This is a genomic window from Mesorhizobium sp. B2-8-3 (assembly GCF_006440815.1).
Taxonomy (GTDB): Bacteria; Pseudomonadota; Alphaproteobacteria; order Rhizobiales; family Rhizobiaceae; genus Mesorhizobium.
The window spans coordinates 129,169-147,895 of record NZ_VFTW01000004.1; the positions used below are offsets into that span (position 1 = coordinate 129,169).

Consider the following 18,727-nt stretch of genomic DNA (forward strand, 5'->3'; position numbering starts at 1 on the left):
TTTAACCCCTGATTCCCCGGGAGGAGGCAGGACCGAACGATGCCCAATCGCTTCGATATTTTTATCAGCCGACTTGAAAGCAAGACTGCCCGCGAGGGCATCCCTCCACACCCCATCGCCGCCGAGTCCGGCGCGCGCCGCGACAAGGCCGACCAGAAGCCTGTCCGTCACGGCGAGGCGCATGGCGAGAAGCACCGCGGCAAGCACCGCCAGAAGCACGACGCTTGAACTAACTGGCAACCTTTGCGACCTCGCGCCTCGTCATTCCAGGGCGGAGCAAGGAGCGAAGCGACGCGCGCAGACCCTGGAATCCATGCCGTTACATAGACGTTCCGCCAGCGGTGCAGAATTCTGTTCCGCAGCGTCCTGCGCGTTGGTCACGGCATGGATTCTCGGGTCAAGCCCGAGAATGACGAACGCGCCGGGAAGCGCCACATCCTCAGAGATGCCTGCAGAGATGCCTGCCGACCCTCACTTCCAGCAACCGCACCAGCTCCGGATCCATGAAGTCGTAATCGTCCGGAATGTCGAGGCAGATCACCCTGGCGCCCTTCAGACTCGACCGGAATTTCTTCTGTAGCTTGGCGCGGTGCGCCTTCTCCATCACGAAGATGATGTCGGCCCAGGCGACCATCTCATGCGTCAGCGGGTTGTCGGCGTCGTGATTGGTGCCGGCCGATTCGACCTCGATGTCGCGGCGTTTGGAAAACACCTGCTCGGCCGTCGGACTGCGCAGCCGGTTCTGGCTGCAGACGAAGAGGATTTTCTTCAAGAAGCTACCGTGCCAGATCCGCCACCACCGCATCCAGCACGATCATGCCGGCGGTCGTGGCGCGCAGGCGAGCGTTGCCGACCGGCGCCACCAGTCCCTCCTCCTGCAGCACCGAGAGCCGCGCGCTCGAAAGACCGCGCCCGGCGAGCGCCTCGTAGCGCTGCAGGTCGATGCCTTCGGCGAGCCTTAGGCCCATCAGCAGGAACTCGTCCGCCTCTTCGGAACGCGTCAAAATCTCGCCGCCGGTGTCGCCGTGCCCTCTGGCCTCGACCAGATTGGCCCAGGTCTCCGGCATTCTTTCCGCTATCGTCACCGTGCGGCGGCCGTTCTCGACGAAGCGGCCATGCGCGCCCGGCCCGACGCCGACATATTCGCCGTAGCGCCAATAGGTCAGATTGTGCCGGCTCTCGGCGCCCGGTCGGGCGTGGTTGGAAATCTCATAGGCCGGCAGGCCATGCGCCGCCGTCAACTCCTGCGTCAGCGCGTAGAGGTCGGCGGCATGGTCATTGTCGGGCAGCGTGAATTTGCGTGCCGCGTAAAGCGCGTGGAAGGGCGTGCCCTCCTCGATGGTCAGCTGATAGAGCGACAGGTGGTCGACGGCATAGCCAATCGCCTGCTCCAGCTCCGCTCCCCACGCCTCCGGCGTCTGGCCGGGCCGCGCGTAGATCAGGTCGAAGGACAGACGTGGAAAGATCTCACGCGCCAGGCCGATGGCGTGCAGCGCCTCCTCGACATTGTGCAGCCGGCCAAGGAAGCGCAAATCCTTGTCGTTCAGCGCCTGCACGCCCAGCGAGACGCGGTTGACGCCGGCGGCGCGGTAGCCGCGGAAGCGCTCGGCCTCGACCGAGGACGGGTTGGCTTCCAGGGTCACCTCGATGCCGGCTGGCATCGTCCAGTTCCTGGCCACCGCCTCCAGCACCGCCGCGACGGTTTCCGGCTTCATCAGCGACGGCGTGCCGCCGCCGAGAAAAATGCTGGTCACCTCGCGCGGGCCGGTGCGGTCGCGCATGGTCGCAAGCTCCGTCTCGAAGGCGCGGGCAAAACGCTCCTGGTCGACCGGCTGGTGGCGGACATGGCTGTTGAAGTCGCAATAAGGGCACTTGGCCGCGCAGAACGGCCAGTGGATATAGACGCCGAAGCCGGGGCTCCGGTCGAGCGGTATGGTGACCGCGCTCATGCCGATCCTGGTCGCGCCAGATCAAGGCGCGCCAAATCCAGGCGTGCTTGCGCGAATTTCTGGAAGGCGCGGGCGCGGTGCGACAGCGCCGTGGCCTGGCCGGGCTTCCAGCCATGCTTTTCCTGCGCGCTCATCTCGCCGAAGGTCTTGTCGAAACCGTTGGGCAGGAACACCGGATCGTAGCCGAAGCCGAGCGTGCCGCGCGGCGGCCAAACAAGCGTGCCTTCCGCCTCGCCGCGATAATATTCGGCTTCGCCGTCCGGAAATGCCAGGCAGATGACGGCGACGAAGCGGCCGGTGCGCTGGACGGGCTCGGTCGCGCGGGCTTCCTGCAGCGCCGTTTCCGTCTTTTGCATGGCCATGCCGAAATCCCGGCTGCCATCGGGCTTCTCGGCCCAGTTGGCGGTGTAGACCCCCGGCGCGCCGTCGAGCGCGTCGACGCACAGCCCTGAATCGTCCGACAGCGCCGGCAGGCCGGTGGCCTTGGCGGCTGCGTATGCCTTGATATAGGCGTTCTCCTCGAAGGTGGTGCCGGTCTCGTCAGGTTCGGGCAGGCCGTATTCCTTGGCCGATTTCGCCTCGAAGCCAAACGGCGCCATCAGGTCGGCGAATTCGCGCAGCTTGCCTTGATTGTGGCTGGCGACGACGATCTTCTTTCCATTGAGGGAATGCATCAAAGACCCCAGATCCTTGGCTCGGCGAACTCGATCGAATTGCCCGACGGGTCGCGGATATAGATCGAATGCCCGCCCTGCGGCCACTCGAAATCGCTTTCGATGGCGATGTTCCTGGCCGCGAGATGACTGCGCCATGCGGCGATCTCATCGGCGGTCGCGGCGAAGCAGAGGTGCCCTTCGCCGGCCGTGCCGTGCGGCGGCACCTTCAGCCTGGCGTCGGGCGCCGGCGGGATTTTCGTCGCCTCCGCGTTGAAGAGAAGCAATACGCCGTTGCCGCAGCGGAAAAAGACGTGGCGGCCTTCGATCTTGCCCAAGGCCTCGAGGCCGATGATGTCGCGGTAGAAGGCTTCGGCGGCATTGAGATCCGTCACATAGAGCGCCGATTCCAAAATTGCCGAGGGAGTCACGAGGCACCCCCCTCTGGCCTGCCGGCCATCTCCCCCGCAAGGGGGGAGATCAGCAGCTTCGGCGCCGCCGCAAACCTTTCAGTGTTGGAGATTGGCGAAGGCCGAGACAACACCTGATCTCCCCCCTTGCGGGGGAGATGGCCGGCAGGCCAGAGGGGGGTGTGAAGTATCGCCGACCTCATCGCATTCAACGTCAGGCCACCGCCATCTGCTGCAAGCTCACCAACCGCGAGATACCCTTCTTCGCCAGCCCCATCAGCGCCGCGAACTGCTCCTCGGAAAACGGCTCGCCTTCCGCCGTACCCTGGATCTCGACGATGCCGCCTTTGCCCGTCATGACGAAATTGGCGTCGGTGCCGGCCGAGGAATCCTCGAGGTAATCGAGATCGATGACCGGCTGGCCGTCATGGATGCCGCAGGAAATCGCCGCGACATGGTCCTTCAGCACCTTGGAGACGCTCACCATCTGGCGCGCTTCCATCCAGCGCAGGCAATCATAGAGCGCCACCCAACCGCCGGTGATCGAGGCGGTGCGTGTGCCGCCGTCGGCCTGGATGACGTCGCAGTCGACGGTGATCTGCTGCTCGCCCAGCGCCTGCAGGTCGACCACGGCGCGCAGCGAACGGCCGATCAGCCGCTGGATCTCGAGCGTGCGGCCGCCCTGCTTGCCGGCGGAGGCCTCGCGCCGCATGCGCTCGCCGGTCGAGCGCGGCAGCATGCCGTATTCGGCCGTCACCCAGCCCTTGCCGGAATTGCGCATCCAGGACGGCACTTTTTCCTCCAGGCTCGCCGTGCACAGCACATGCGTGTCGCCGAACTTCACCAGGCACGAGCCTTCGGCATGCTTGGACACGCCGCGCTCGAAGGAGATGGCGCGCATTTCGTCGGCTTGGCGTTTGGAGGGGCGCATTCGGCCTTCTTTCTTGTGGTTTTGCGGAATCGTGGCCGGCTTGTAGACGCATGCGGGGCAAGTCGCAAAGGAAAAGGACGCCGCGCGGGAAAACGGGCCGGGCGACCGCAAACGCGGCGCCGTGACCGCAAACGCGGCACCGGGTTGCGCCGCTGTGGCTTAAGTCTATATCTTTCGGAAGGAGGTTTCTCGCCGGAATGAACAAACCAGTCGATCCGACGTCGCAGTCGCCGGTACTTCAATCACTCGACATGCGCTCGCGCGATATCTTCCGGCGGATTGTCGATTCCTATCTGCGCGACGGCGAGCCGGTCGGCTCGCGCAGCCTGTCGCGCATCCTGCCCTCCTCGCTGTCGCCCGCCACCATCCGCAACGTCATGAGCGATCTCGAGCATCTGGGCCTGATCTACGCGCCGCATATTTCCGCCGGGCGGCTGCCGACCCAGACCGGCCTGCGCTTTTTCGTCGACGCCTTCATGGAGCTCGGCGACCTTTCCGACGACGAGCGCCGCGTCATCGAGGCGCAGGTGCGCGCCTCCGGCTCTGGCGCGACGCTGGAGCATATGCTGACCGAGGCCAGCCAGATGCTGTCCGGCATGTCGCGCGGCGCCGGCCTCGTGCTCGCCTCCAAGAACGAGGTGGCGCTGAAGCACATCGAATTCATCCAGCTCGAGCCCACCAAGGCGCTTGCCGTGCTGGTGTCGCAGAACGGCGATGTCGAGAACCGCGTCGTCGACCTGCCGGCCGGCATCACCGTCTCGCAGCTGCACGAGGCCTCGAACTTCCTCAACGCCCATATCAGGGGCCGCACGCTTGCCGAGGCGCGCGTCGAGATCGCCCGCATCAAGGACGAGACCAGGACGGCGCTCGACACGCTGTCGCAGGATCTGGTCGAGAAGGGGCTGGCGGTCTGGGCCGGCGCCGAGAGCGGCCTGCCGGCGCGCCTCATCGTGCGCGGCCGCGCCAACCTCCTGGAAAACGTCACCGCCCAGGCCGATCTTGAGCTCCTGCGTCATCTGTTCGAGGATCTGGAGACGCAGGACGGGCTGCTGCAGCTGCTCGACCTCGCCGAGGAAGGACCTGGCGTGCGCATCTTCATCGGCTCGGAGAACAAGCTGTTTTCGCTGTCCGGCTCGTCGCTGGTCGTTGCGCCCTATCGCGACAAGGACGCCCGCGTCATCGGCGCGCTTGGCGTCATCGGCCCGACCCGCCTGAACTACGCCCGCATCGTGCCGATGGTCGATTACACCGCGCAGCTGATTTCACGGATGCTGCGCTAGGTGTATCGGTATACTGGTGATGTCGGCCTGACCTGAATCTCGACACACCTGAGGGTGCAAAGGAGAAAAACATGGCGCTGGAATCGCTCAAGGCCCAGATCAGCCTGCTGCTTGAGGAGATGGTGAACCAGCCCGGGGACGAGCACGAGATCCAGGAGCAGCTGCGCGAGAAATTGCGGGAGATGCGCGCAATGGGTCTGCCCTTGCCGGCGGACCTCGTCGAGTTGGAAAAGCGCCTCGACGACGATCTGGATGCCGAGGAGGCCTGAGCCCGAGGCCCGTCAAATCCGCGTGCGCAAGCTTCTCTTTTCGATCGTTTGCCCAATATGTCCTGGCTCTGGGCGCTTGATCGATTGAGGCGCGCTGGCAGACGACGGAGGACAGCCATGATGCGGATCGCCGGCCTTGCGGGCCTCGCGCTGGTCTTTGCCACCGGCGCCTTTGCGCAGCAGGCCGATCAACCCCTGCTCAGCGGTGAAAAGGCCTTCGGCGATTGGAAGGCCGACCGCCCGGGCGTGCGCCGGCTGCTGAAACCTGAGGATTTGCCGAAACCCGATGTGACGGAGTCCGCCTCGAACGGCGGCGGCGTCATCGATCGCCCCGAAGGTGCCAAGCCAAAACTTCCGCCCGGCTTCTCCGCCGAGCTGGTCGCTTCCGGTATCGACAGTCCGCGCGTCGTGCGCGTGGCGCCGAACGGCGACCTCTTCGTCGCCGACAGCCGGGCGAACCAGGTCCGCGTCTATCGCCTTGCGGAAGGCGGCGCGAAGCCCGCGCAAAAATCGGTCTTCGCCAAGGGCCTGGCCCGGCCTTACGGCATCGCCTTCTATCCGCCGGGCGACAAGCCGCAATGGGTCTATGTCGCCAACAGCAACAGCGTCGTCCGCTTTGCCTATCGCGACGGCGACCTCGAGGCGTCCGGCAAGCCGGAGACCATCGTCGCAAAGATCCCCGCCAGTCATCACTGGACGCGCGACATCGCCTTCTCGCCCGACGGCAAGACGCTCTATCTGTCGGTCGGCTCGGGCTCCAACATCGCCGAGGACATGGGCGCAAAGCCGAGGGGCGGTGTCGAGGCGTGGGCGAGATCGCAGCCGCTGGGCGAGGCCTGGGGTCCTGAACAGGGCCGCGCCGACGTGCTGGCCTTCGATCCCGACGGCAACAACCGCAGGACCGTCGCCACCGGCCTGCGCAACTGCTCCGGCATGACCGTGCAGCCGGCGACGGGCGCGCTCTGGTGCGTCGTCAACGAGAGCGACGAGCTTGGCGACAACATCCCCTTCGAATACGCGACCGCCGTGAAGGACGGGGCCTTCTATGGCTGGCCCTGGTATTACATCGGTGACAACGAGGACCCGCGCCACAAGGGCGCGCGCCCCGACCTCGCCGGCAAGGTCACGGTTCCGGATGTGCTGATGCAGGCGCATTCGGCGCCGCTCAACATCGCCTTCTACGACGGCGGCAATTTCCCGGCTGACTACAAGGGCGATGCCTTCGTCGCGCTGCACGGCTCGTGGAACCGCAACGTCCGCACCGGCTACAAGGTGGTGCGGCTGAAATTCAAGGACGGCAAGCCGACCGGCGAATACGAGGACTTCGCCACCGGCTTCGTCATTTCCGACGACGCGGTCTGGGGCCGGCCGGTCGGCGTCGCCGTGGCCAGGGACGGCGCGCTGATCCTCACCGAGGACGGCAACGGGACGATCTGGCGTGTTACCTATGGTGGGTAGCTCCTCCACGGAGGGTTTTTAGGGTCAGTGCAAACGTTGGAATTGGCGGAGGCCTCCCAACCTCGTCATTCCAGGGCGAAGCAGGAGCGCAGCTCCGTCGCGGAGACCCTGGAATCCATTCCGTGACCCTGATCAAGGAATGCAGCGGAGCAGAATTCTGCACCGCAGCAGCGCTCAGAAGTCCCGGAATGGATCCTCGGGTCTGTGCGCGTCGCTTCGCTCCTTGCTCCGCCCGTGGATGACGACTGGGTGGGCGTTTCGGCCAATCTTCGAGGCATGCCACTCCACCAACGCAGGTATAAGGGATCGGTCAATTCCTCGTGCTGGGAAAACCAGCTCCGGCCGAGCTGGCGCAACGAATCCCGCCGTGAGGGAATTACCATCGACCCGGTGTAATGATAGAAGCCCGGCTTCGACATAGATCCTACGGCCAGGCCAGAACCATGACACTCACCGGATTCCTCGCTTACAGCGCCGCCCTCGGCGTCGCCGCCGCCATTCCCGGCCCGGGCGTCACGGCGCTTGTCGCCCGCGCACTCGGCTCCGGCTTCCGTTCGTCGCTCGCCATGTCGTTCGGCCTGATGCTCGGCGACCTCACCTATCTCACCGCCGTGGTGCTCGGGCTTGCTTTCGTCGCCCAGACCTTCGGCATGGTCTTCCTCGCCATCAAATGGGCCGGCGTCGCCTATCTCGCCTTCCTCGCCTGGCGCTTCTGGACCAGCGGCATCACGCCCGAGACCGTCGAGGCGCGGAAGGCCAAGGGCGGTCTCGTGTCGAGCTTCATCGCCGGGCTGACGGTGACGCTCGGCAATCCCAAGACGATGATCTTCTATCTCGCCATCACGCCGACCATCGTCGACCTGAAGACGATCACGCTCGCCGACTACGCCATCCTTGCGATGCTCACCGTGGCGGTGCTGTTCGTGGTGCTGGTGCCTTACCTGGCGTTGGCCGCCAAGGCGCGCTGGTTCCTGAAATCGCCGCGCGCGCTGAAGGTTCTGAACCGCACCGCCGCCGGCTTCATGATGGGCGCGGCCGCGGCTATCGCGGCGAGGCAGTAGGCTCCAATCTCAACCCGTCCCGGATTCAGCCAAACCATTCCTGAAACCCGCCGCGGCGGAAAATGCTTTTCCGGTCGTGGGCGCTTTTGAGCAACCGCCCCACTCGGATATTTTCGGTCGCCGGCCTATCTTGCGCGGCTGAAAGCCCTATTCTGTTTTTGCCTGTGCCATTGCCTTGGGAGCGAACCAATGAACAAGCCCATCACCTCCGCGCGCGTGCCCGGCCGCGGCCGCGTCTTCAATTCGATCACGGAGACGATTGGCGACACGCCGCTGGTCAGGCTGGACAAGTTCGCCAGGGAGAAGGGCATCGTCGCCAATCTCATGGCCAAGCTCGAATTCTTCAACCCGATCGCTTCGGTCAAGGACCGCATCGGCGTCGCCATGATCGAGGCGCTGGAGGAGGCTGGCAAGATCGCGCCCGGCAAGACCACCCTGATCGAGCCGACCTCCGGCAACACCGGCATCGCGCTCGCCTTCGCCGCCGCCGCCAAGGGCTACAAGCTGATCCTGACCATGCCGGAGACCATGTCGGTCGAGCGCCGCAAGATGCTGGCGCTGCTCGGCGCGGAGCTGGTGCTGACCGAAGGCCCGAAAGGCATGAAGGGCGCCATCGCCAAGGCCGACGAGCTCGCCGCCACACTGCCCAACGCCATCATCCCGCAGCAATTCGAGAATCCGGCCAATCCTGAAATCCACCGCCGCACCACGGCCGAGGAAATCTGGAACGACACCAATGGCGAAGTCGACATTTTCGTTTCCGCCATCGGCACCGGCGGCACCATCACCGGTGTCGGCCAGGTGCTGAAGAAGCGCAAGCCTTCGCTGCAGGTCGTGGCGGTCGAGCCGGAGGCCTCGCCGGTGCTGTCGGGCGGCCAGCCCGGTCCGCACAAGATCCAGGGCATCGGCGCCGGCTTCGCCCCGAAAATCCTCGACACCTCGATCTATGACGAGGTCGTCAGGGTTTCGAACGAGGATTCGGTCGCCAATGCCCGTCTCGTCGCCCGCCTCGAAGGCGTGCCGGTCGGCATCTCGTCGGGCGCAGCACTCCAGGCGGCCATCGTCGTCGGTTCGCGGCCGGAGAACAAGGGCAAGAACCTCGTCGTCGTCATCCCCTCCTTCGCCGAGCGCTATCTCTCGACCATCCTGTTCGACGGGCTGGGGGCTTAGGGCGCGCAAAAGCCCCAGCGCCGAGATCCTTCGCGCCCCCCTCTGCCCTGCCGGGCATCTCCCCCACATGGGGGGAGATTAGCAGCTTCGGCGCCTGGTTCGATTTTACAACGTCGGAGATTGGCGAAAGCCGGCGTGGCGGCCAATCTCCCCCCTCGTGGGGGAGATGTCCGGCAGGACAGAGGGGGGCGCTGTCCCTCCGGCCTCAACAGATTGCCTAACCCCCAACAAGCTTCGCCTTCTCGCCCTGCAGGAAACGCCGCAGCGCCGGGTCGCGCTCGAGGCCGATCGCCCGGTCGTAGGACTGGGCCGCCTGCTTGATGTTGCCGAGCCTGGCCAACAGCCCGGCGCGAGCGGCCCAATAGGGCTGGTAGTCCTGCAGCCGCTTGTCCTCGCCAAGCACGTAAAGCGCCGCCAATCCAGCCGTCGCACCCTCGGTTTCGGCGATCGCCACCGCGCGGTTGATCGCCACCACCGGCGAGCCGGCCACGGCCTGCAGCGCTTCGTAAAGCTGGCGGATCGCCGTCCAGTCCGTGCCGCCGCCGCGCCGGCGCGCCGTATGGGCGGACTGCACGGCGGCCTCGAGCTGGTAGCGGCCGATTATGCTCCTTTGCGCGGCGCGCACCAGCAAGGCTTCCGCCTCGTCGATCAGGCCGTCGTCCCAGAGCGCGATATCCTGCTCGGCCAAAGGCACGAAATCGCCTTCCGGGCCGCGCCTCGCCGAGCGGCGCGCCTCGGCGAACAGCATCAGCGCCAGCAGCCCGAGCGCTTCCGGCTCGTCCGGCATCAGCGAGGCGACCAGCCGACCGAGCCAGATGCCTTCGGTGGCGAGGTTGCGCCGCCGGCTATCGGTGCCGGTCGGGTCCGACCAGCCTTCGGCGAAAGTGGCGTAGATCGCCTCCAGCACAGCGCCCAGCCGCTCGCCCAGCTCCGCCTGCTCCGGCACGCGAAACGGAATCCCGGTTTCGCGGATGCGCACCTTGGCCCGCACCAGCCGCTGTCCCATCGTCGCCGGCGAAACCAGGAAGGCCGAGGCGATCGTCGCGGCGTCGAAACCGAGGATCGTCTGCAGGATCAGCGGCGCGCGCACGCTGGCCTCGATCGCCGGATGGGCGCAGGCAAACATCAGCCGCAGCCGGTCGTCGGGCAGCTCCTCGCCGCGCATGCGCGCCTCCATTTCCTCGGCCATCAGCTGCAGATGATCGCGGGCCGCCTCGCCGGTCAGCCGCCGCCGCACCGCGTCCACGTCGCGCCGGCGCGCCACCGCGAGCAGCCAGGCTTCCGGCTGGGCCGGGACGCCGGTTCGCGGCCAGCGTTCGAGCGCGGCCGCGAAGGCGTCGGCCAGCGCGTCCTCGGCGCCGGCGACGTCGCGCGTGCGGGCCGCGAGCCAGGCCACCAGCTTGCCGTAGCTGCGCCGGGCGGCCGCCTCGGCCGCCGCCCGCGCGATCTCGGAGCGATCATCCATCACAGGGTTCGCTATGCGGCGGCTATGTACTCGGCCATTTCCCAGATCGGCCGCACCTCGACCGTGCCGCTGCTGGACGCGGGGCAACGCGCGCCCCACTCGATGGCCGTGTCGATGTCGGCCGCCTCGATCATGTAGAAACCCGCCAACTGCTCCTTGGTGTCGGCATAGGGGCCGTCGAGCACGTTGGTCTTGCCGTTCGCCAGCCGCACCGCGGTGGCCGCCTGGGTCGGGCGCAGCCGCTCGCCGGCGATATAAGCGCCGGATTTCTTCAGCGCCTCGGTATAGGCGCCGTAGGCGGCGAGGGTCTGCTGGGTCTGCTCTTTTGGCGCATTCGCCATCGCGGCTTCGTCATTGTAGATCAAAAGCATGTATCGCATGGTCTTCTCCGGTTTTGTTGAAGGCCGCATCGTCGCGTGCCGACCTATGTCGTGCGGCCGCGGCCGATTTCGACAGGCGCCTCGAAAATCTTTTCGTCCCCAAAGCAGGCGAGCGCAAGCCGGCGCTTTTCGCCGCCACTCAACCATTCGTCTAGACCATGATCCCGAAAAGTGGATTCCGGTTTTTGGAAAAGATCATGGTCAAGCAGAAAGGTCTGCAATTGCGGGTTGGCATTTGGCTCCTCCCGTTTAAACTCACGAGCTTCGCGCCGGGGAGGCGACGCGGCCGTTTCAGGAGGAGGAAACCATATGCTCGATTTCAGGACGAAATTTGTTGCCGCCGGCGCGCTGGCGCTGTCGCTTGGTCTCGGTGTCGCGACGGCCGGGGCGCAGGAATTCATCAATGTGCTCACCGGCGGAACGTCGGGCGTCTACTATCCGCTCGGGGTTGCCCTGTCGGAGATTTACGGCAAGGGCATAGAGGGCGCGCGCACCCAGGTTCAGGCGACAAAGGCATCGGTCGAGAATCTCAACCTGCTGCAGCAGGGCAAGGGCGAGATCGCCTTTGCGCTCGGCGATTCCGTCAAGATGGCCGCCGAGGGCAACACGGAGGCCGGCTTCCCGGGCAAGCTCGACAAGCTGCGCGGCATTGCCGCGATCTATCCCAATTACATCCAGATCGTCGCCAGCCAGGAATCCGGCATCAAGACGCTCGCCGACCTCAAGGGCAAGAGCCTGTCGGTCGGCGCGCCTGCCTCCGGCACCGAGCTCAACGCGCGCGCCATCTTCGCCGCCGCCGGTCTCAAATACGCGGATCTCGGGCGGGTCGAATATCTGCCCTTCGCCGAGTCGGTCGAGCTGATCAAGAACCGCCAGCTCGACGCCACCTTGCAGTCGGCCGGCCTCGGCGTCGCCTCCATCCGCGATCTCGCGACCTCGCTTCCCATCAACGTCGTCGCCGTGCCGGCCGAGGACGTCGCCAAGATCGGGGCGCCCTATCTTTCCGTGGTTATCCCGAAAGGCACCTATGAGGGCCAGACGGAAGATGTCGCGACCGCCGCGGTCGGCAATTTCCTCATTACCCGCGCCGACGTCTCCGACGAGACCGCCTACCAGATGACCAAGCTGCTGTTCGAGCATCTCGACCAGCTGGCTGCCGCGCATGCCGCCGCCAAGGCGATCGATCCGGCCAAGGCGCTGGACGGCATGCCCGTGGCGCTGCATCCCGGCGCGGAGAAATATTACAGGGAAAAAGGGTTGCTGAAATAGGAGGAGTGGCGCGACTAGCTGAGATGTCTTCGCCAGGCACCCCCCTCTGGCCTACCGGCCATCTCCCCCGCAAGGGGGGAGATTGGCTGTCATCGCGGCTTTCGCCAATCGCCAACGTCGCAGGTGGAGCGCTGGCGCCGAAGCTGCCGATCTCCCCCCTTGCGGGGGAGATGCCCGGCAGGGCAGAGGGGGGTGCCTCGCGCTGCCATTTGTTCATCCTGGACTGCACCCAATGAGCGAAGCGAAGTCCGCAACAACAAGCGACGGCAGCCCGCCCACTTTCCATCTCCCGGTCGCCGAAGAACAGGTCGAAGGCCTGCCGCCCGGCTTTGGCGAAGGCCTCGCCGGCAAGGCGGCCTTCCTCATTGCGGTCGCTTTTTCCGTCTTCCAGATCTACATCGCCGCCTATGGCAGCCTGCCCAGCCAGGTGGTGCGGGCCATGCATGTCGGCTTCCTGCTGCTGCTCGGTTTCGGCCTCGTCGCCAACCTGCGCGCCAGGAGCGCCGCGGCGAAGGCGGGCTTCTGGGTGCTCGGCCTGCTCGGCTTCGGCACCGGCCTCTACAACTGGGTCTTCTACGCCGACCTCATCCGCCGCTCCGGCTTCCTCACCACGCCGGACCTGATCGTCGGCGCGTTGCTTGTGGTGCTCGTCTTCGAAGCCGCCAGGCGGCTGATGGGCCTGCCGCTGGCCGTCATCGCCTTCCTCTTCCTCGCCTATTGCTTCGTCGGCAACCACCTGCCGGCGCCCTTCATCCATCGCGGCTATGATTTTGCGCAGCTGGTCGACACCTTCGCCTATGGCACCGAAGGCATATACGGCACGCCGGTCTATGTCTCGGCCGCCTACATCTTCATCTTCGTCGTCTTTGCCGCCTTCCTCGAACGGGCCGGCATGATCGCGCTGTTCAACGACTTCGCGCTCGGCCTCGTCGGCTCGTGGCGTGGCGGCCCGGCCCAGGTCTGCGTGCTGTCCTCCGCGCTGATGGGCACCATCTCCGGTTCGGGCGTCGCCAATGTCGTCGCCAGCGGCCAGTTCACCATCCCGCTGATGAAGCGCTTCGGTTTCCGCTCCGCCTTTGCCGGCGCGGTCGAGGCGACCTCCTCGATGGGCGGCCAGATCATGCCGCCGGTGATGGGAGCCGTCGCCTTCATCATGGCCGAGACGCTGAACATCCCTTACGCCGAGGTGGTCAAGGCGGCGATCATCCCGGCGCTGCTCTATTTCGGCGCCTGCTTCTGGCAGGTGCATCTGGAGGCCGGCAAGGCCGGCCTGCACGGCATGGCCAAGGCGGAATTGCCCAATCCGTGGGAAGCGGTCAGGAAGCACTGGCCGCTGGTGCTGCCGCTTGCCGTGCTGGTCTATCTGCTCTTTGCCGGCTACACGCCGATCTTCGCCGGCACGATGGGCCTGGCGCTCACCATCGTGCTCATCCTCGGCACGCCGCTGGCAGCCTTGATCGGGCCGCTCGCCTTCCGCTTCGTCTTCTGGCTGGCGCTCGGGCTTGCCGCGGCGTCTTTCATGCGCTTCGGCGTCAATGTGCTCAGCCTCGTCATCGCGGCGCTCGTCATCGCCTGCTTCGCCTTCAAGGGTGGACGCGAGACGCTGCGCATTTGCGTCGACTCGCTTGCCGAAGGAGCGAAGAACGCCCTGCCCGTCGGCATCGCCTGCGCCATCGTCGGCATCGTCATCGGCACGCTGACGCTCACCGGCATCGCTTCCACCTTCATCGGCTGGATCATCTCCATCGGCGAGAACAATTTGTTCCTGTCGCTGGTGTTGACCATGCTCACCTGCCTGGTTCTCGGCATGGGCATTCCGACCATCCCCAATTACATCATCACCTCCTCGCTCGCCGGCCCGGCGCTGCTGTCGCTCGGCGTGCCGCTGGTGGTCAGCCACATGTTCGTCTTCTATTTCGGCATCATGGCGGATCTCACCCCGCCGGTGGCGCTGGCCGCCTTTGCCGCAGCACCCATGGCCAAGGAAAGCGGCCTCAAGATCGGCATCCAGGCGACCAAGCTCGCCATCGCCGGCTTCGTCGTCCCGTTCATGGCGGTCTACACGCCGGCGCTGATGCTGCAGGACGCGGGCCCGATCGCGGCTTCGTTCGGCTATCCCGTCGAGGTCGCCTACATCGTCGTCAAGGCCTGCATGGGCATCGTGCTCTGGGGCGCCGCCGCCGTCGGCTTCCTCGCCCGCCGCATGGCTTGGTGGGAGCGTCTCGTCGCGTTCTGCGCCGGCCTGCTCCTGGTGGCCGCATTGCCGCTCACCGACGAGACCGGCTGGGTGCTGGCGCTGGCCTGGATCGGCTGGCACTGCTGGCGCGCCCGCCGGCTGTCCGCCGCCGGCACCGCATGAGCCTATGTGTCCTCGCCGCCGGCAAGACGGTGACGCTCGCCGTCGCCGCCTTCACGCTGTCCTGGACGCATTCGGTGGAGCGGACGCGCTGGCAGGAGGACTGGACGGTGACGCCGGCCGGGCTGCAGGTCGTTGAGGCGCGGGTCAAGGGCTCCGGCGCCGGCATGGAGCCGCCGGAGGGCTCGGCGTTGCGGAGCGGCTGGTGGGTCTATGCGCCACGGATCGGACCCCAGCCGCGCCTGGTGCTCGCGGCGTCCGGCGCCACCGGGGAAGGCTGGGCGCTGTGCACGGCCGCCGGCTGCCGGGAACTGGGCGAGACGGCCGGCGAACCCACCGTGCTCGAACCGTGCGCCGGCTCGAGCCAGCCGCGGTAGCGCACGATCAGCCCGACGACCGGGTGCGATATCCCGACATGGAAGCGGAAGCGGCCGTCCTCGACGGTTTCGTACGCGTTCGACCGGGGGCAAAGCCACATCGGCAATGGCAGGCCGAGAAAGCTCCAGCGCCGCAGCACGAGCGACAGGCGGTCCTCGCCGGCCACCAGCGCCATGGCGAAGGTGAGGGGGCCGAAGCGCTCGCAAAGCAGCCGCTCCGAGCGGCTACGTCCGGCAAATTGCCGGCTCGAAAAACCGTGAGTTCCGAAAGTCCGCGTCCAGGTCTCGCCTTGCCAGTCGATAACGAAACGCACCTTGACGGGGACATCGGCTGCAGCAGGTGGGAAGCCGGCCATGCGCGCGGCAAGCCGGCTAAGAATACCGCCGCCGCGCTCCACGCTCGCACTTCCTTCCGCCATAGCCGCTCCCTCATGCATGGCGCGGATTTCAGCTGGAAGGCTTTTCCACGCATCGCCGAGCAGGTCGGGATAGAGAGCCTTTCCCTTGTCGGTGTCGCCCCTGAAGCCGGTGTGGATCGTCTTGCCGGCAAACAGCGCTTCATAGTCCGCGAGCTCGACGTCGCGCACCGCCGCCCGGGCGCCTGGTGCTGGAATGCGGCCGTCGAGCGCCTTGCGGACGATCGCCTCGACCGCCATGGACGGGATCAGCGGGCCGTCATCGCCCTCGGCCAACAGGTGCCAGGATCGTTTGCTTGGTCTGCCCTCTGCATCCACGCAGTCGACCTCGACGAACATGCCGCCGCGATGCTCACCCCATGACAGCCGGTTGGTCGCCCAGCGCATCAGCGGCGCCAGCGGCGACAGCGATCGCGCCAGGCCGGCGCGGACCATCCAGGCCAAGCCGATCAGCGCGCGGTGCAGCACCTCGGGCACAGGCCCGGCGCCCATCCAGATCGTGCTCGCTTCCGGCCACAGCGCCTGCAGCGCGCGCAGGTCCGGCACGTCGACCAGCGAGAACAAGGTGTTCCTCACCGGCACACGCCCGGGCGGCGCGATCGTGTACCGCATCTGCTCGGTGAGCGGGTAACCCTCGGCCGGCCTGCCGCCGCGCTGCAGCCGCACCGCCCGGCCGGCATAGCTCGCGATGGCGCGGATGACGTTCTCGCCGACGCCGGCGAAAGGCGACGGTGCGATGCCGCCACGGATGGTGTCGACGCGCGCCATGCCGGTCGAAAGATGCCGCACCACGGCGGCCGTCAGCACCGGGAAGCTCGACACCCCGGACAGCACGACGACGCCGGCCGCCCTGGCTGCCGCGTCGAAAGCGGAGACCCCGGCGACGAAGTCCGAACCGTCGGCAAGGTCGAAATAATGGATGCGCGCGGCGATGCAGGCCTCGACCAGCCGGTAGCGCCCCTCGCCATAGGCCTGGAACGGACCGCTGGCGTCGACGACGATGTCGGGCAGCATGCCGGCGAGTTGCGCGCCAAGCTCGCCGTCGCGGTCGAACGTCGCCGGCACCAGCCTGGCCTTGGTCATGCCTCGGTGTTTGCAGTAAGCCTCGGCCTTGGCGAGCGACCGGCCGGCGATGATCAGCTCGAGGCGCGGCTCGTTCTCCAGCAATTGGACGATGCGTCCGCCGAAGGTGCCGTAGCCGCCGACGATGAGAAGCTTCATGCCATGCCCCCAAGCCAATCGCCGTCAGCCGATCAACCGCTCCCGCAACTCGGCCGAAGGAATGTCGCAACTGTCCTTGCGGCCGAACAGCGCGTAGCGGTTTTTGGCGACGCGGTCGTAGAGCCAGTCGCGCAGCGGCCGCGGCAGGATGAGCAGCGTCTTCGCAATGCGCCATGGCCAGCCAAGCGCGGCCATGACCGCGACGAAACTGTCGAGCTTCGTAAAGGCCGCGCCGTCGATGATGGCGAGGTTGCTGTCGTAATCGTCGGTCGGCAGGCCGTGCTGGCGAAACAGCGCCTCGCCCAGCGGCGATTGCGCCGTTGCGAAACGGAAGCGTTTTTTCCGGTCGAGCTTGAGGATGAGCTGGACGAAGCCCGAGCAGAACACGCAGACGCCGTCGAAGACGATCAGCGGCTGGCTGGCGTCGTAGGCCTGGCGCGGGAAGGTAGGACGTTCGGGCAGGTCGGTCATGGCGGCCTCGGCTGCTTGTGACCCCTTACGCTAGACCAAGGGGACCCTAAGCCAGGGGAGACACTAAGCCAGCCGGCGGCGGCGTCAAAGTCGCGGCGTTGTCGCACGCCATGTGGCGGCGAGCGCAAGGCGTTCGGCGCGATAGGTGGTAGTGCGCTGGTCGGCGGCCGGCCGGCAGATGCGGCTGTGGTGGGCGCGTTCGCGGGTCATGATCAGTTCGCGCTGACGCCCAGCGAGTTGCCGCGGCGCGCGCAGGCAGGGCCCGGGCCGCGCATGTAATAGCGCTCCGGCCGATAGGTCGGCGCGACGAATTCGCGAATGGCGGCGGCGTAGCCGGCGATGTGGTTCCAGAAGTTCATTTTACTGTCCCTGTCCCGCTTTCGGATGTCCGTCCGAATTGTTCGAGAGCATAGCGTCGAGGCGTGAATAGTCGGTGAACGTGATGTTAATTTCTGGTCCGAAACACGTTGCATCGTGGCTGGATTGCGGCTGATTCGCGGTCTTTCGGTGCCTTTCGTCGCCTTTCCAGGCCGTGTGACTTTTGCATCACATATGTTTCGTTCCGATGTCGCTTGCGCGTGCTTCTGTTTCACGCTCGGGTGGCGCCGGGAAATATCATTGCTTGCCGCAAGCGGCACCGGCCAGGTCCCTCTCGGAACCCGAGCAAGCCTCCGCCCGTTGCGGTAAAGTTGCATCGCAGAAGTTCGCCGCAGGAGTTTCGCCATGGCGCCACGCCCGGCCTGGAAGGGCTATCTCAAACTGTCGCTGGTCACCTGCGCCATCGAGCTGACCAACGTCGTCACCCATGCCGAGAAAGTCTCTTTCCGCATCCTCAACCGCAAGACCGGCAACACCGTCAAACGCATCTATGTCGATGCCGGTACCGGCAAGCCGCTTGAAGAGGGCGACGAGATCAAGGGCTATGAGGTGAGCGACGGCGACTTTGTGCATATCGAGGAGGACGAGATCGAGGCGGTGCAGATCGAATCCTCGCATACGATGAGCCTCGACGGCTTCGTCGAGAAATCCTCGATCGAGCAGATCTACCTCGACACGCCCTATTATGTCTCACCGGCCGACAAGGTCTCGGAAGAAGCCTTCGCCGTCATTCGCGACGCCATGGCGGCTCGGAAGATGGCCGGCCTGGCGCGCATCGTGCTTTATCAGCGAGAGCGCCCGGTGGTGATCGAGCCGCTCGGCAAGGGCATGGTGCTGACCACCTTGCGCTATGACGACACGGTGCGCCGGCCGGCGACGGTGTTCGAGGACATCGCGGCGGCCAGGACCGACAAGGAGATGATCGACCTCGCCCAGCACATCATCGACGGCAAGAAGACGAAGTTCGACCCGTCGAAATTCGACGACCGCTACGAGGACGCGCTGCTCGAGCTGATCCGCGCCAAGAAGGCGGGCAAGAAGGCGCCCAAGGCCAAGGCGCCGCCGAAGCCGTCCAATGTGGTCAACCTGTTCGATGCGTTGAAGAAGAGCCTCAACGCGGAAGGCGGCGGCAAAGCGGGCAAGTCTTCAAAGACTTCGGCGCGGCGGCCGAAAGCCAAAGCGTCCGCGCCAAAACGCAAATCCGCATAGGAGG

Annotated in this window: 19 protein-coding genes and 1 pseudogene; 10 read left to right on the forward strand and 10 right to left on the reverse strand. The window is 66.0% G+C overall.

Translation table 11 applies throughout. The features are described 5' to 3' along the window. Window positions 1-39: 39 nt before the first annotated feature. Window positions 40-228 carry a hypothetical protein gene (locus tag FJ418_RS08325; protein WP_095767932.1) on the forward strand — a complete coding sequence of 63 codons (189 nt, stop codon included), beginning with the start codon at window positions 40-42 and terminating at the stop codon, window positions 226-228. Window positions 229-439: 211 nt separating this feature from the next. Here FJ418_RS08325 and FJ418_RS08330 read toward each other — a convergent pair whose 3' ends face one another. From FJ418_RS08330 to rph, 5 genes are all read right to left on the reverse strand, one after another. Further along, window positions 440-772 (reverse strand): low molecular weight protein tyrosine phosphatase family protein, encoded by a 333-nt coding sequence (locus FJ418_RS08330; RefSeq protein WP_140864789.1) that lies wholly within the window; start codon window positions 770-772, stop codon window positions 440-442. A 4-nt stretch (window positions 773-776) separates the two neighbouring features. After that, complete coding sequence (gene hemW / locus FJ418_RS08335; protein ID WP_140864791.1) at window positions 777-1,949, reverse strand: radical SAM family heme chaperone HemW; 1,173 nt, start codon at window positions 1,947-1,949, stop codon at window positions 777-779. Continuing rightward, window positions 1,946-2,623, reverse strand: a complete 678-nt coding sequence (gene rdgB / locus FJ418_RS08340) for an RdgB/HAM1 family non-canonical purine NTP pyrophosphatase (protein WP_140864793.1) — start codon at window positions 2,621-2,623, stop codon at window positions 1,946-1,948. Before rdgB ends, hemW begins: the two co-directional genes overlap by 4 nt. Continuing rightward, on the reverse strand, window positions 2,623-3,033 hold the full coding sequence (locus tag FJ418_RS08345) for a VOC family protein (RefSeq protein ID WP_140864795.1): 411 nt from the start codon (window positions 3,031-3,033) through the stop codon (window positions 2,623-2,625). The genes rdgB and FJ418_RS08345 overlap by 1 nt, the downstream gene beginning before the upstream one ends. A gap of 193 nt (window positions 3,034-3,226) precedes the next feature. Next, window positions 3,227-3,943, reverse strand: a complete 717-nt coding sequence (gene rph, locus FJ418_RS08355) for a ribonuclease PH (protein WP_140658214.1) — start codon at window positions 3,941-3,943, stop codon at window positions 3,227-3,229. 197 nt (window positions 3,944-4,140) lie between these two features. Between rph and hrcA the strand changes: the two genes are divergently transcribed. The 5 genes from hrcA to cysK all read left to right on the forward strand — a co-directional run bounded on the left by hrcA (window position 4,141) and on the right by cysK (window position 9,181). Further along, window positions 4,141-5,223, forward strand: a complete 1,083-nt coding sequence (gene hrcA / locus FJ418_RS08360) for a heat-inducible transcriptional repressor HrcA (RefSeq protein WP_140645938.1) — start codon at window positions 4,141-4,143, stop codon at window positions 5,221-5,223. Between the two features lie 71 nt (window positions 5,224-5,294). Continuing rightward, on the forward strand, window positions 5,295-5,492 hold the full coding sequence (locus FJ418_RS08365) for a hypothetical protein (protein ID WP_140864797.1): 198 nt from the start codon (window positions 5,295-5,297) through the stop codon (window positions 5,490-5,492). 117 nt (window positions 5,493-5,609) lie between these two features. Next, entirely contained in the window at window positions 5,610-6,950 is a 1,341-nt protein-coding gene (locus tag FJ418_RS08370; RefSeq protein WP_140864799.1) for a sorbosone dehydrogenase family protein, read from the forward strand. 443 nt (window positions 6,951-7,393) lie between these two features. Next, the gene (locus FJ418_RS08375; protein WP_140645935.1) at window positions 7,394-8,011 is read left to right on the forward strand and encodes a LysE family translocator; all 618 of its coding nucleotides are present in this window, start codon (window positions 7,394-7,396) and stop codon (window positions 8,009-8,011) included. Window positions 8,012-8,200: 189 nt separating this feature from the next. Further along, a complete protein-coding gene (gene cysK, locus FJ418_RS08380) occupies window positions 8,201-9,181 on the forward strand; it encodes a cysteine synthase A (protein WP_140859420.1) in 981 nt (326 codons plus the stop codon). 217 nt (window positions 9,182-9,398) lie between these two features. Here the strand turns inward: cysK and FJ418_RS08390 are convergent, their stop codons facing one another. Both FJ418_RS08390 and FJ418_RS08395 read right to left on the reverse strand, forming a co-directional pair. Beyond that, on the reverse strand, window positions 9,399-10,646 hold the full coding sequence (locus FJ418_RS08390; protein ID WP_140859421.1) for an RNA polymerase sigma factor: 1,248 nt from the start codon (window positions 10,644-10,646) through the stop codon (window positions 9,399-9,401). 11 nt (window positions 10,647-10,657) lie between these two features. Continuing rightward, on the reverse strand, window positions 10,658-11,026 hold the full coding sequence (locus FJ418_RS08395; RefSeq protein ID WP_140658202.1) for a YciI family protein: 369 nt from the start codon (window positions 11,024-11,026) through the stop codon (window positions 10,658-10,660). A gap of 309 nt (window positions 11,027-11,335) precedes the next feature. Here FJ418_RS08395 and FJ418_RS08400 point away from each other — a divergent pair, with 309 nt between their 5' ends. The 3 genes from FJ418_RS08400 (at window position 11,336) to FJ418_RS08415 (ending at window position 15,028) form a co-directional block, all read left to right on the forward strand. Further along, window positions 11,336-12,295 (forward strand): TAXI family TRAP transporter solute-binding subunit, encoded by a 960-nt coding sequence (locus FJ418_RS08400; RefSeq protein WP_140859422.1) that lies wholly within the window; start codon window positions 11,336-11,338, stop codon window positions 12,293-12,295. Window positions 12,296-12,527: 232 nt separating this feature from the next. Further along, window positions 12,528-14,654, forward strand: coding sequence for a TRAP transporter permease (locus FJ418_RS08410; protein ID WP_140864801.1), 2,127 nt, complete (start codon window positions 12,528-12,530; stop codon window positions 14,652-14,654). After that, a complete protein-coding gene (locus FJ418_RS08415; RefSeq protein ID WP_140859424.1) occupies window positions 14,651-15,028 on the forward strand; it encodes a DUF1850 domain-containing protein in 378 nt (125 codons plus the stop codon). The genes FJ418_RS08410 and FJ418_RS08415 overlap by 4 nt, the downstream gene beginning before the upstream one ends. Window positions 15,029-15,072: 44 nt before the next feature. Here the strand turns inward: FJ418_RS08415 and FJ418_RS08420 are convergent. The 3 genes and pseudogenes from FJ418_RS08420 to FJ418_RS08430 all read right to left on the reverse strand — a co-directional run. Further along, window positions 15,073-16,665: pseudogene (locus tag FJ418_RS08420) on the reverse strand (DUF4166 domain-containing protein); the annotation flags it as partial. 24 nt (window positions 16,666-16,689) lie between these two features. Further along, window positions 16,690-17,136: a thiol-disulfide oxidoreductase DCC family protein gene (locus FJ418_RS08425; RefSeq protein WP_140859425.1), complete on the reverse strand. Its 447-nt coding sequence runs from the start codon at window positions 17,134-17,136 to the stop codon at window positions 16,690-16,692. 212 nt (window positions 17,137-17,348) lie between these two features. Beyond that, entirely contained in the window at window positions 17,349-17,495 is a 147-nt protein-coding gene (locus FJ418_RS08430; protein WP_108702809.1) for a hypothetical protein, read from the reverse strand. Window positions 17,496-17,859: 364 nt separating this feature from the next. Here FJ418_RS08430 and FJ418_RS08435 point away from each other — a divergent pair, with 364 nt between their 5' ends. Then, window positions 17,860-18,723, forward strand: a complete 864-nt coding sequence (locus FJ418_RS08435; RefSeq protein ID WP_140864803.1) for a Ku protein — start codon at window positions 17,860-17,862, stop codon at window positions 18,721-18,723. Window positions 18,724-18,727: the final 4 nt, after the last annotated feature.

Excerpts from the sequence above, each read along its gene's own strand:
- FJ418_RS08325 (WP_095767932.1), top strand. The coding sequence starts at position 40 with ATGCCCAATCGCTTCGATATTTTTATCAGCCGACTTGAAAGCAAGACT.
- hemW (WP_140864791.1), bottom strand. The coding sequence starts at position 1,949 with ATGAGCGCGGTCACCATACCGCTCGACCGGAGCCCCGGCTTCGGCGTC.
- rdgB (WP_140864793.1), bottom strand. The coding sequence starts at position 2,623 with ATGCATTCCCTCAATGGAAAGAAGATCGTCGTCGCCAGCCACAATCAA.
- rph (WP_140658214.1), bottom strand. The coding sequence starts at position 3,943 with ATGCGCCCCTCCAAACGCCAAGCCGACGAAATGCGCGCCATCTCCTTC.
- hrcA (WP_140645938.1), top strand. The coding sequence starts at position 4,141 with ATGAACAAACCAGTCGATCCGACGTCGCAGTCGCCGGTACTTCAATCA.
- FJ418_RS08365 (WP_140864797.1), top strand. The coding sequence starts at position 5,295 with ATGGCGCTGGAATCGCTCAAGGCCCAGATCAGCCTGCTGCTTGAGGAG.
- FJ418_RS08370 (WP_140864799.1), top strand. The coding sequence starts at position 5,610 with ATGATGCGGATCGCCGGCCTTGCGGGCCTCGCGCTGGTCTTTGCCACC.
- FJ418_RS08375 (WP_140645935.1), top strand. The coding sequence starts at position 7,394 with ATGACACTCACCGGATTCCTCGCTTACAGCGCCGCCCTCGGCGTCGCC.
- cysK (WP_140859420.1), top strand. The coding sequence starts at position 8,201 with ATGAACAAGCCCATCACCTCCGCGCGCGTGCCCGGCCGCGGCCGCGTC.
- FJ418_RS08390 (WP_140859421.1), bottom strand. The coding sequence starts at position 10,646 with ATGGATGATCGCTCCGAGATCGCGCGGGCGGCGGCCGAGGCGGCCGCC.
- FJ418_RS08395 (WP_140658202.1), bottom strand. The coding sequence starts at position 11,026 with ATGCGATACATGCTTTTGATCTACAATGACGAAGCCGCGATGGCGAAT.
- FJ418_RS08400 (WP_140859422.1), top strand. The coding sequence starts at position 11,336 with ATGCTCGATTTCAGGACGAAATTTGTTGCCGCCGGCGCGCTGGCGCTG.
- FJ418_RS08410 (WP_140864801.1), top strand. The coding sequence starts at position 12,528 with ATGAGCGAAGCGAAGTCCGCAACAACAAGCGACGGCAGCCCGCCCACT.
- FJ418_RS08415 (WP_140859424.1), top strand. The coding sequence starts at position 14,651 with ATGAGCCTATGTGTCCTCGCCGCCGGCAAGACGGTGACGCTCGCCGTC.
- FJ418_RS08425 (WP_140859425.1), bottom strand. The coding sequence starts at position 17,136 with ATGACCGACCTGCCCGAACGTCCTACCTTCCCGCGCCAGGCCTACGAC.
- FJ418_RS08430 (WP_108702809.1), bottom strand. The coding sequence starts at position 17,495 with ATGAACTTCTGGAACCACATCGCCGGCTACGCCGCCGCCATTCGCGAA.
- FJ418_RS08435 (WP_140864803.1), top strand. The coding sequence starts at position 17,860 with ATGGCGCCACGCCCGGCCTGGAAGGGCTATCTCAAACTGTCGCTGGTC.